This is a genomic window from Paenibacillus sp. ACRSA (genome assembly GCF_022346845.1).
In the GTDB taxonomy this organism is placed as follows: domain Bacteria; phylum Bacillota; class Bacilli; order Paenibacillales; family Paenibacillaceae; genus Paenibacillus.
On sequence record NZ_JAKRNP010000006.1, the window covers coordinates 54,000 to 66,485 of the forward strand.

Annotated in this window: 10 protein-coding genes; 3 read left to right on the forward strand and 7 right to left on the reverse strand. The window is 45.0% G+C overall.

Going from position 1 to position 12,486, the window contains the following annotated elements:
- Positions 1 to 247: 247 nt before the first annotated feature.
- Positions 248 to 1,096, forward strand: coding sequence for a DUF2161 domain-containing phosphodiesterase (locus tag MH215_RS18010; RefSeq protein ID WP_239292269.1), 849 nt, complete (start codon positions 248 to 250; stop codon positions 1,094 to 1,096).
- Positions 1,097 to 1,230: 134 nt separating this feature from the next.
- Here the strand turns inward: MH215_RS18010 and MH215_RS18015 are convergent, their stop codons facing one another.
- The 3 genes from MH215_RS18015 to MH215_RS18025 form a co-directional block, all read right to left on the reverse strand.
- Complete coding sequence (locus MH215_RS18015; protein ID WP_056698444.1) at positions 1,231 to 1,857, reverse strand: FMN-dependent NADH-azoreductase; 627 nt, start codon at positions 1,855 to 1,857, stop codon at positions 1,231 to 1,233.
- A 249-nt stretch (positions 1,858 to 2,106) separates the two neighbouring features.
- Positions 2,107 to 3,330, reverse strand: coding sequence for an aminotransferase-like domain-containing protein (locus MH215_RS18020; RefSeq protein ID WP_056698447.1), 1,224 nt, complete (start codon positions 3,328 to 3,330; stop codon positions 2,107 to 2,109).
- Between the two features lie 144 nt (positions 3,331 to 3,474).
- On the reverse strand, positions 3,475 to 4,131 hold the full coding sequence (locus tag MH215_RS18025) for a response regulator transcription factor (protein ID WP_239292271.1): 657 nt from the start codon (positions 4,129 to 4,131) through the stop codon (positions 3,475 to 3,477).
- Positions 4,132 to 4,564: 433 nt separating this feature from the next.
- On the opposite strand from MH215_RS18025, the gene MH215_RS18030 reads away from it, so the two are divergent.
- Together MH215_RS18030 and MH215_RS18035 are read left to right on the forward strand one after the other, a co-directional pair.
- On the forward strand, positions 4,565 to 4,975 hold the full coding sequence (locus MH215_RS18030) for a uroporphyrinogen-III C-methyltransferase (RefSeq protein WP_128101110.1): 411 nt from the start codon (positions 4,565 to 4,567) through the stop codon (positions 4,973 to 4,975).
- Positions 4,972 to 6,036 (forward strand): phosphodiester glycosidase family protein, encoded by a 1,065-nt coding sequence (locus MH215_RS18035; RefSeq protein ID WP_239292273.1) that lies wholly within the window; start codon positions 4,972 to 4,974, stop codon positions 6,034 to 6,036. Before MH215_RS18030 ends, MH215_RS18035 begins: the two co-directional genes overlap by 4 nt.
- Before the next feature lie 374 nt (positions 6,037 to 6,410).
- On the opposite strand, the gene MH215_RS18040 is transcribed toward MH215_RS18035, so the two are convergent.
- The 4 genes from MH215_RS18040 to MH215_RS18055 form a co-directional block, all read right to left on the reverse strand.
- Positions 6,411 to 7,427 (reverse strand): LacI family DNA-binding transcriptional regulator, encoded by a 1,017-nt coding sequence (locus MH215_RS18040; RefSeq protein WP_239292275.1) that lies wholly within the window; start codon positions 7,425 to 7,427, stop codon positions 6,411 to 6,413.
- A 135-nt stretch (positions 7,428 to 7,562) separates the two neighbouring features.
- A complete protein-coding gene (locus MH215_RS18045) occupies positions 7,563 to 9,728 on the reverse strand; it encodes a glycoside hydrolase family 3 N-terminal domain-containing protein (RefSeq protein ID WP_239292844.1) in 2,166 nt (721 codons plus the stop codon).
- Between the two features lie 121 nt (positions 9,729 to 9,849).
- Entirely contained in the window at positions 9,850 to 11,445 is a 1,596-nt protein-coding gene (locus MH215_RS18050; protein WP_056698469.1) for a type 2 periplasmic-binding domain-containing protein, read from the reverse strand.
- A 132-nt stretch (positions 11,446 to 11,577) separates the two neighbouring features.
- Complete coding sequence (locus MH215_RS18055; protein ID WP_056698472.1) at positions 11,578 to 12,480, reverse strand: carbohydrate ABC transporter permease; 903 nt, start codon at positions 12,478 to 12,480, stop codon at positions 11,578 to 11,580.
- Positions 12,481 to 12,486: the final 6 nt, after the last annotated feature.

Below are 12,486 nucleotides of genomic sequence, written 5' to 3' on the forward strand. Positions count from 1 at the left end.
TCCCGCCACCCTCTGTCCAAACGACTGATATTGTTGTGAAAAGTGTATTACATACCTATGCGGCAAATTGGATAAGTTGACCTCTTTTTTTCAATTCGCAGGTCTTAATTTTACCCATTCCTTGTTCTATCAGACATCTTGACCCTCAGAAAAAAAAGAACGGATATGCTATAATAAAGGTTCTAATTCAGGAAAACGGACAGCACTTAACCAGGCAGAGGATGTTTACAGGAAAGGAGTGGCGAGCATGGCTATTCAATACGAAACCGAATTATATCCGCCTATAAAGGCATTCTTCGAGAAGCAGGGGTATACCGTGAGAGCCGAAGTGAAGCATTGTGATCTGGTTGGTATCAGGGCTAATGAGGACGTGCCTCTAATCGTGGAGATGAAAAAGTCCTTCAACCTGTCTCTCCTTCTACAAGGGATGCAACGATTGAAACTAAGTCCAAACGTATATCTGGCGGTAGAACGTAATCGTAGTAAACGAGGAGCGGTAAACCAACGCTGGAGTGAACTGACCGCAGTCTGCAATAAACTAGGGCTTGGTTTAATTGCTGTTACATTCTACAAAACCAAATCGCCTCTGATTGATGTCCTCTGTGAACCCATCACACTTAATCATGCCCTCCCTTCATCTTCTCGTAAAGGCGGCGTTAGACGGCAACGGCTGCTAAGAGAATTCGACGAACGTACCGGAGATTACAATACAGGAGGTAGTACACGCCAACCCTTAATGACGGCTTACCGCGAAAAAGCATTACGTGTTGCTACTGCATTAAGGAATGAAGGTGAAGCTTCACCAGCGATTATTGCTAAACAGACAGGAGTGGGTTCGACCGCATCGATGCTACAGAAGAATTATTATGGCTGGTTCGAACGAGTATCTAGGGGGAAGTACATCCTCACCGTTAAGGGAATTGAGGCTCTTACAGCACACGCACATATGCTTGACCAACAGGAGCTACTTGAACTTCGCATGAATGAATTGGAATGGAACAATGATTCAGAGAATTCCTTCTCAAATGAGGGCGAACAGGAGCTAGAGCGCGTCGCTGAAGACATGTTATCTTATGTAGTCCAAAAAAATGACTGAACTTCGGGGATATTCTCCCACTCGTATGTTCAACCACGATATAATAGCCGCATATTGCTGCGGCATTTATAAAAAAGAGCCTATCGTTTCCTCAATAAGGAAAGACAGGCTCTTTACATTTCATATCGAATGAATTAGAAGCTGTTAGCTACTTCAGCAGCCAGTTTCAAACCAGCGTTAACGATATTTTCGGAGTTATCAGGGGAAGCATTGTGTCCTTCAACGATAACCAATTCAGGGTTTTGGATACCCCAGAAGTTCAATACGTTTGTTACATATTTAACGGACATTTCTACAGAAGCCATAGGCTCTACAGAATATACGCCACCACGTGCGTTCAACAATGCTACTTTTTTGTCGCCAACCAGACCTACAGGGCCTTCAGCAGTGTATTTGAACATTTTACCTGCTTGGCTCAGGTAAGAGATGTAGTTCACCAATGGAGCAGGAACTGTGAAGTTCCAGAGCGGGAATGCAAATACAACTTTGTCAGCTGCCAAAAATTGATCTTGCAATTGTGCAGCAAGTGCAGCTGCTTTTTGTTCTGCTGGAGTTGCTTCGATCCCGTTAGCTGCTTTGTAACCACCAGTAATTACGTCGTTACCATAGTAAGGGATATCTGTATTGTAAAGATCCAATTCAGTAACTGTGTCACCTGGGTGGGATTCTTTGTATGCACTCAAGAATGCATCATACAATTTAACGCTCACTGCTTGATCCGCAGGGCGGTCGTTTGCTTTAACAAATAAAATATTAGCCATGTTTGGTTTCCCCCGTTAATTTAAAATGATAAGTGCTATAGGCACTAAATTAAAATTGCCGCCCCTATTTATAAGGGCACAACTTATTAATACACATTATATATAAAAATGTTAGTGGATGCAATAACGTAATTACTTTGGACGCATATGGAATAGAACCCGCAGCCTGAAATGTACGTGTAACGACCATCTCAGGCGCAGATCCAATATCTTGCTTCTCTATATCATTGTATTTATTCTATTGTGAAATTAACTACGTGCCGTAAATTCGGCGATGGACTCGCTGATTAGGTTCATGCCAAGTAACAGCTCATCTCGACCGGGATGACTGAAGTTTAATCGAATATGACGATGATCTTGTTCTCCTGTAGAACAGAGAGAGCCCGGTAAAAAAGATACACCTTTTAACAGAGCTGCTCTAAGCAATGCCCCGCTATCCAATCCTTCAGGTAATTCCACCCATAGATACATGCCCCCTTGGGGTATATCGTAATTGGAGCCCTTCCAGCCAGGCCTTTTCAACAATTCCAGCATCAACTTCAGCCTGGTTTTGTATTCCCGGTTCAATAAGGATAAATGATCCGTCCAGCGAAAAGGAGAATGTGCTAATAGTTGATACAACAATCGCTGATTCATTGGGCTGGATTGTCCATCTGCAATCCGTTTAACCGATGCCATCGCCTGAATCAGAGCTGGATGACCTGCAGCCCATCCTGTGCGTAAGGCTGGCGCAACCGTTTTGCTGAACGAACCAATGTACAAGACATGTCCACCCTGATCTGCTGTATCCAACGCGAAGAGTGATGGGTACTTGCGATAGAAATCCTCGGTCTGCAGTCCATCAAAATGCAATTCACCGTACGAATCATCCTCTACAAGCAGCACACCATAACGAGAACATAAGTCCAATACCGCCTCCCGTCGCTCCAAGCTCCATAATGTACCCGTAGGATTACAGAAGCTAGGTGCAGCAAAAAGCAGCTTCGGCCTCACCTGCTGCATATGGCGTTCCAATTGATCCGGCAATATTCCATCAGAGTCACCCATCACAGGCACAATAATGGCTCCTTGCATCTCCAAAACTTCGAGGCAGCCCGGAGATGTAGGGTGTTCAACTAGAACAGAATCCCCTGGCTCTAACAGCAATCTCATGACGAGATCAATGGCCTGCTGTGTTCCTGTCGTTAATAAGATCTGCTCTGGAACTGTTCGTATGCCTTTGCGAGTGTTCCAATCCTTGTCTAGCCACTCTCTTAGGGGCCTGTATCCAGCCGGCTCACCATACTGAAGTGCAGAGGGACCCGAACTAAATACAGACACAGCCGCCTCTTCCAGCAGTTTAAATGGGAACAATTCCTCTGCTGGCAACTCCTCCGCTAGAGAAATGAAATAATCCTTGTCAGACATTTTGCGAATATCCCTGAGCGGTGAAGACAACAGCCTGTTTGTACGGGAGGCGAAGAAATATCTCATTGGTCTCGTTCTCCTTTCGTCCCTATTCCGAACTATGCACATAGCTCGTAGCCACTACAACCTATTCCAAAAGAACATAGAATATGACGATCGTACATGTCACCTAACGAATCCTAGAACGCGAGAGTCATGAAATGCGGCTCATCAAGAGATGGATTTGGTCTGTCTGGCACACAACGCATACCGCTCGATAGCTTGCGCTCTACTGCTCACGTCTAGCTTTACATAGATTTTACGCAAATAGTTGTCGATCGAACGACGGCTAACGCTGATCTCACTCGCTATTTTATCATAGGTTACCCCTTGAACAATTCTTTCCATAATAAAATTTTCGGTTTCCGTCAAATCTACGATGAATTCTTCCGCTCTTGATTCAATCGGCTCCGCCCATTCTGCGCTGGTCAACCAAGCCATCGGCATGGACACATAACCTTCGCGCAGTCCAGATATCAGATGAATCAATTGGCTAGGGGAAGCCTGCTTGGACAGCATTCCGCTTGCCCCGAGATTCATAAGATGACGGAATAACTTCACGTTATCCTCATCCGTGAGAATAACGATATGACTGTGCGCTGATACCGTTTTTATTTCGGAAATAAATTGATCTGCTTGACCTTCGGGAAGTCGATAATCCATCAGAACCAGATCAGGCTGATTGGCTTTCACCAATTCAAGTCCTTCTGTTCCTGTCGAAGTCATGCCACGTACCAGCAGATCCTGTTGCTCTTCCAAAATTAATTTCGTTCCCAGCATGCTGGTGGGGTGGATATCTACGATGACCACCTGCCATACTTTTTTCATTGTTGTTCCCCCTGGTTATGTATTGGACAAATTTGCTTTTCTATCCTTCGACTTCACTCTTCACCATCGCCTGCGACAGTCCACGTATAGAAGAAGCATGCGCTGCGCAATGTCGAAATTTGAAGAAAAATAAGTGATAAGGCTCTGATCAAGCCCTACATACGTTCTATATTGTGATAAAATCCCAATTTTTCCGTCAATTACGACCACAATATAGTATAATTCTCCTGTATTCCTAGCTAAAAAGGTCGAAAAACTTGCCCAAAGTTCCTACTTATTGCATCTATAAGAAATTGTATCCTAGGACTTCCTTCCGATGCAATCTCTTTTTATCCTATTACTGAAAGAATTTCATTTTTGCGTAATCAATAGGGGCGTGATAGAATGAGGATTGGAATTTTTTTAGTACCTATAAATAACCAGGAGTGATGATATGAAACCTTCTGCTCAACCTTCTGACACCCATCACACCCGGAGCACCAAAAGCAAGGCCGGTTCTTCAATTAAACTGTTTCTGGTCATGTGGATTGTGCTCATTGCACTCGGAGTAATCGGAACCTACTATTATAGTAACCATCTCCAGCGGCAGATGATTGATCAGCTTCAGACACATAATCAACAGCAGATTAACGCATTGAAATCAGAATATGAAAAGCAGCTAACAACGATATCGAAGGAAGTTTCTGACTTACAGGGACAAGTGCAATCCTTCAATGAATTGCTGAATTTCACCAAGGACAATGCAAGCGACAAAACGGACAACAGCAATAAATTGTATACCCAACTGAGCGAAGTCAAAAAACAACTGGAGACCCTCCAGAAAAAGATGGATCTGCTCAAATGATTACACCCGTCAAACAGGTTAATCGTTTTTTTATGCTTGCACTTGCTCCATTTGTTGGACTTATGCTCTGTCTGCTGTTGTTTCGTCCTTCGCTTGAGCCCGCTAATCTAGCGGAACTTGCGCCGCCGGAAGAGACGATTACGCCTCAAACCCAAGCTATTCGTCAGGATCTCTCGGGGGCTGAAGAAGCTGCCGTTCAAACATCTTCTTCTATTAAAAAGACAACGCAATTATACAAACAAACAACAAGTACAATGTCAGCTCTTGTACAAAAGGCAACGTCACAAGCCACTCGCCCAGAAACAATCTACAATCAACGGATCTCGTCTAAACTGGGCGTACCATTTGAACGGATCAACAGTGACCGTCTTACGATCGAGATGTACCGAGTTAATCCGGGCACCTATAAGGGCTATGCGATGAAGATCAAGCTTAAAGACCCTACAGCGATGCAGATGGCTCTCAATAGTGAAGCCGGAAAATCAGAGACAACCATGCAGGCTGTCAGACGCTCCGGAGCCATTGCCGGAATTAATGCGGGCGGCTTTGCTGATAGCGGGGGCAAACGTTATCCTCTAAGTACAACCGTCATGGACGGAAAGTATGTGAATGGATTTCAGGCTAGTTTTAAAGATTTATTTTTTGTAGGACTGAATGATGCAGGTAAGCTCGTCGGTGGCAAGTTTTTTGACAAAGGCTCCCTAGATCGCCTAAAGCCTCAGTTTGGAGCTACGTTTGTACCTGTATTGCTTCAAAATGGTCGTAAAACACCTATCCCTGCCAAGTGGAAGGTATCCCCTAAGCGGGCTCCACGTACTGTCATCGGCAATTACAAGGATGATCAGATACTGATTATCGTAGTGGATGGTTATAACGAGAAAGGCAGCTCCGGGGCAACCTTAGAAGAGCTACAAGGTCGTCTGTACAAGCTTGGCGTCGTTGACGCATATAATCTAGACGGTGGCGGATCTTCGTCACTGGTTCTGAACAATCGGGTGGTCAACAATCCATCAGATGGAAATCTTAGACCTGTACCTACTCACTTTTTATTTTATAAATAGATCTGGATAGGCATTCCTTTTCTTGCCATATTGGTTATAATAGAAGAAATTGAGATTTGTGCAGGAGGTGGCAAGTATATGTCGTTCTCATTGACATTCTGGATTATCGCAATCGTACTCGCTCTGTATATGGCAGGCATCCTGACTGCATCCTACAACAATGACAAAACAAAAGGTCTCTAATGGCCAAGCCTCTTCGCGAAGAGGCTTTTTTTCTTTGCCTATAACGAAGCCAAATCTAAATTTGCCCTTGATTCGATACAAGCGATACAACAAGAGACAAGGATTATAAAGAATGTAGTCATTCTTATAATTCTTGTCTCTTAGATCTTGCGTTCTAAACGTTATATACTCGCTACCTTTGGAGTACATCATCAATAGTACGCCGCCGAATTGTCGCCTACGGTTATAACAGGTGTATATTCAGCCTGATTGCGAACAGAGCCTCCTCCTACGAGTTTCACGTAGATCCGTTCATGCTCTACTGGTTCTCCAGCCATAAGTTTAATTAATTGCTCTGCTGCCAATGAACCCCATTTTCGTTTGGAATAATCAATGGTAACGAGCCTCGGACTAACATAACTGCTGAGTTCAATATTATCAAATCCAATGACGTGGATATCTTGTCCAACCTGCAGCTCACTGCTGGCAAGTCGATTACATAGCCCAATCGCCATCTCATCGTTCAAGCAGAACACGCCAACGGGGCTCGTATATTCTTGGATAATCTGATTCGCAGCCATTTCTCCGCTACTTTTCTCGAAGTCCCCCGTAATCACCATCCATTCCACATTGGGTTCACGCTCTGTAACCTGTCTCACCGCCTTCATACGCTGTACAGAGTCGAACGAGCCTTCCGGACCTGTCACTACATATATCTTGGTAAGGCCTTGTTCAATAAGGTGCTCCATCGCAAGCGTTGCTCCAGCCTTATTATCTAGCAGAACCTGATTGATGTTCGAATGATCTAACTCCCGATCCAGTACAACGATTTTGTGTCCACGATCAGCGTACTGCAGCAATTCCTCACTAGCAAAGGTGTGATCTAGAATGATGGCTCCGTCGATCATTCGTTCTGGAAGCATCCGATGAGACTGTCTACCACTGCATACTATTAAGTCATATCCTTGTGTGTTACAGACCGCCTTCATGCCAGTAAGCAAGTCTCCATAGACATCTCCGCTAAAATCGGTCAGAAATACACCTACAATTTTGGACTCCCTTTTCTTCAACGTCCGTGCAGCAGCATTCGGAACGTAGTTCAGCTCTTTGGCGATGGCCAAAATTTTGGAGCTCGTTTCATCTGTCACTTTGTTGCTGCCATTCAGTGCATACGACACGGTGGAGATCGAAACCCCCGCCTTCTTGGCGATATCCTTAATACTGACCACATTCTTCGCTCCTCTGTTATATGGATCAGGCTCCCCAGATCAGAGAACCCGACGTCTTCTATACTCTTTGAATGTTCAAAATGGAATTTTGTTGAAACGAGACCATTCCGTAGCCTCGTTTCAACATCTAACCGACTACACTAATTTGAAGTTACTCTCCTGAGTATCACGGCTATTCGGTCCCACATAGACGTGGAATGTGCCTTTGTCACTACGATAACTCAGATCTGAGTGGTGATAGCGAAGCTGTGCCTCGCATAGCGTAAATGTTGCAGTGCCTGTCTCACCTGGAGCCAGCTCCAGCTTGACGTAATCTTTTAATTCACGCATTGGTCGTACCACTTCACCCGTTACATCCCTCACATATAACTGAACTGTCTCCACGCCTGTACGTTCTCCAGTGTTCGTTACCTTCACCTTGATGGTCAGGGGAAGCTCACTGATCAGCTCTTGGCCTGAAATATCAAGCGAACCATACTCGAAAGTTGTATAAGATAGACCGTAACCAAACGGCAGCAACGGATCATTCGGGCTATCGATATATTTGGAAACATAGCGCTCCTCCGTCTTCTGAGGATTCAATGGCCGGCCTGTATTAAAATGATTGTAATAGACAGGAACTTGGCCTACCGATTGAGGGAAGGACATCGTCAATCGAGCAGACGGATTCACCACACCTGTCAGCACATCAGCGATGGCTGCCCCACCTTCACTGCCCGGGAACCACGCTTCAAGTACAGCATCCGATTCTTCCCATACGCCATGTAGATCAAGTGGGCGACCATTGAAGATGACAGTGGCCAACGGTTTACCTGTGGATCTCAAATGCTTGATAAGCTCTAATTGTGCTGCTGGCAAACAAATATCAGTGCGTGATCCACCCTCACCACTCATTTCTGAATCTTCACCCAGCGCAAGTACAATCAGATCTGCTTTGCTTGCAACTTCTAGCGCTTCTGCAATCTGCTCCGATGTGATCGTATGCACACCACTGCCTTGGGCAAGGTGGACGTGATCTGTGCCAAGACGTTCCTGCAATGCTGTTCCCAGCTTAACTGCATCCGCTTTTACCCCTTCACATGACCACCATCCTAGAATATCTTCACTTTCGGCAAATGGGCCTATAAGGGCAATATGGGCTTGTGGATTCAATGGAAGGATGTCATTCGCATTTTTCAGCAGCACTGCCGACTTGGTAGCCAGCTCATAGGACACCTGACGGTGTTCCTTCGAGAACACGATCTCGCGCTCTCGTTCTGGATTGGCTCCTCGGAACGGATTATCGAACAAGCCTAATTTTTCTTTGAGCTGCAATATACGAAGTACCGCTTCATCAATAAGTTTCTCGCTCACTTCACCACTCGCAATCAACGCAGGCAGATGATGAACATAGCAAGGTGTCATCATTTCGATGTCCACACCAGCACGAATCGCACGATATGCAGCTTCACGATCATCCTCCGCTGCCCCGTGGGCAATCATCTCACGAATGGAAGCCCAATCCGAGATAAGCACCCCTTCGAATCCCCATTCCTCACGCAAAATGTCACGCATCAACTTCTCATTGCCACTAGCGGGAATACCGTCCACTGTGTTGAATGATGCCATCACCATCTCTACACCCGCGTCAAGCGCAGCTTTATAAGCCGGTAAATAATACTCACGCAGATTGCGTTCCGACATATCCACTGTGTTGTAATCACGACCACCCTCTGCCGCACCATATGCAGCAAAGTGTTTGACACAGGCCGCGAGCCGGTCTGTCTCCTCCTGTAGATTGTCCCCTTGATATCCACGAACAAAGGCTGCAGCGAACAAGCTGTTCAGATAAGGGTCTTCTCCTGTCGTTTCCATAACACGACCCCAGCGCGGGTCACGAACCAAATCCACCATAGGGGCAAATGTAACATGTAAACCAGATACTGCGGATTCACGCGCTGCAATCTCAGCAGATTTCTCCGCTAACTGGGTATCCCATGAACAACCAATCGCCAGCGGGATGGGGAAAATCGTTTTGAAACCATGCACCACATCTGCCATGAACAGAAGTGGAATACCGAGTCGGCTTTTTTCCATATAAGCTTGCTGCACATCAATAATCGCCTGAGCTCCGGACAACCCCAGAATGGAGCCACTGGCCTCCACAGACTGTTGGGTGATTCCCATCTCTTCCATCGGGCCAGTAATCTGCCCCTGCGTATCCGTCCCTTCATAAAAGTTAGACGTTAATTGGAGCAGCTGGGCTGTCTTTTCCGTAAGCGTCATCTGTCCCACCAGATCGATCAATTGCTCATTATTCATCATGTATTCCTCCACACCTCATTGAATTGAAGAACCCGGCTGCATATTTAACTACGCACCGGGTTCGGGTAAATGAGACAGGTTACTTCCACCATGTCTCAACTACTTCCTGAATCTTCACTTAAAAATTCTCGTTCAGCTCATCCAGGTAAGGTTGAACCAGAGACATTTTACTGTTCACCCATTCTTTCCAGTTAGCCTCCAGATCTCCACTTTTGAGAATCAGGTTTGCATATTCGTTCTGGTAATCGAATGAAGCCTGACTTTTTGCTTTGGAGTCGTATAGGTTAACATCCCAGTCATAGGTTGCGAGCGATTGACCCTCTGTTCCGAGTTTTGCTTTTTCCTCGAACAATTTCACAGCACGATCGCGGTAATCTTTTTTGATCGCAGGGTTGACTACACTGAAATCGTCACCGAGCAGGTACAATCCTTCGAAACGAGCTGGGTATTTATCTTCCAGAACCGTTCCTTCTGGCAGCAAGCTCACCAATTCATTGTTCTCATCGTATTTCCAATCGGTTCCTTCAAAGCCCATGTTGATGAGCAATTGTCCCTCTTTAGTTGCGGAATAGTCAATCAGATCCATGATGCGTTCAAATTTCTCGTCGCTAATCTCCGGATTGAAGATCAATGCGGACCAGAAGTTGGCTTGCTCTAGGTTACGGTATTTACCGTCGTCACCAAGAACGATTGCCGTGTGAACCATCTCATCACTATCTACACCTAGATTTTTACGAATATCCGAATCTAGACCTTGTCTGTATGAAGCAAGTCCACCCAGACTTGTTACTGCTGCTGTACCTGTTACTTTAAAGTTGTTCTGACCTTCATTGTTTTTCCATGTGTAGAATTCAGGGTTAAGCAAACCATCTTTATATGCTTTTTGCATCAATTTCAGCCCTGTGAGTGTTTCAGGCTCTGCTGGTCCCCAGTGGAACTGACCGTCTTCACCTTTGAAGAATGGAGAATCTGTGATCGCATGCACACTGTTTGGCATAATGATGTTTGTCATCGCATCAGCGGCGTTATAGGACAGGGGTACAAGTTTGTTCCCCACTTTACCTGGATCTTTCTCTTTTACAAGTGCAGCATATTCATTCAATTCAGTTGTGGTATATGCATCCTTCAATTCGAAACCAACCGCTTCTGCCCAGTCCTTACGGAGAGCAATGACGCCGATTTGGTTCGTAAGTGGATCAGCAGGTTTGTTCTCATAATAAATCGGTCTAGGCAAGAGATACGTTCCACCTGTCAGTTCCTCCAACTTATCACCCAGCCCTGTCAAGTTATACGCTGCGGCAACATTCGGCCAGCGCTCTTTCCAATCATCCGGGAACTTGTAGAACAAGCCTTGATCAATGTTATTCAGCGCATCCCCGTGAACGTAGTTCCATACCGATACATCCGGCAAGTCACCCGAGTTGATCCACAGACGAAGCTTCTCGCCCCATGAATCCCAATCGATATAGTTGTAATCCCATGTTACATTGAATTTGTCTGTCCAGAACTTATGGAAGTCATTATCCAAATTTCCGTTTTTAATTTCCGTCAGGTTCGCTACAGAGATGGTCAGGTTATCTGTGTAATTGCCATCTGCGTCCTTTTCGTTACTACCTTCCGAGCCACCATTAGAACAAGCTGTCACCACCAGCATCAATAAACAAAGTGTGATAACAAAGATCGATCTAACTGACAACTTTTTGTTCGTGTTCATGCTCTTACCCCCATGTTTGTAGTTGAATTTCTAAACCTACTCGTGTTCAAAAAGGACGTTCCATGCCGATGATGCCAACAGGCATCTTGCGTAATCAAAAGCGTTTTTTTCGAACTACCATTATACGTATAATCAGGTTTTGATTGCCCCTGTTAATACCCCTTTAGCAAAGTGCTTTTGCAGCATTGGGAAGAAACACATAATCGGAACCATCGTTACGAATACGGCTGCCATCTTCATACCCATAGAGAAGTTACTTACTTGGGTTGCATCGACACTAGATGCATTGGATGCATTGGTCTGAGACGTGACAATGATCGTCCTGAGCACGTTCTGCAATGGTAACTGATCGGCTTTTCGCAAGAAGATCATCGCATCGTACCAACTGTTCCAGTAAGCTACCCCATAGAAAAGTGTGATGGTAGCTATGATCGGTGTCGCCAGTGGAAGAACGACAGAGAACAGGATTCTCCATTCACCCGCTCCATCCAATCTCGCAGACTCCATCAGTGACTCTGGCAAGGTATAGAAATAGTTCATCATCAGAATCATGTTGAAGGCACTGAAGCTTCCCGCGAGGATCACTGACCACAATGTACCTGTAAGGTGCAACGATTTCATGATGAGATACAGTGGTACAATTCCACCATTAAAGATCATAGTGAACAGTACTAGGAAAAACAGAAACTTTTTAAATGGAAAATTGTTACGGCTTAAGCCGTAAGCCATACTTGTTGTAAGGAACAAGCTGAGCGGCAATCCAATTACCAACAAAATAAGTGTGTTTTTGTACCCTGAAATGATACTTCCATCAGCGAATAATGCTCGGTACGAATCCAGTGTGAACTCTTTCGGGAACATCAGAAATGGATTTTCAGCATATTCCTTTTGTGTTGCAAATGAAATCATGATCACGTTCCAGAACGGAATTAGAATCATCAAGGCAAGCACAAGTAGAATGGCAAATATGATGTAATCGAGAAAGGTCATTTTTTCAGTGCCAATTCTCGGCTTCTTGTTCGCTTTCTTACTCATTCGTTA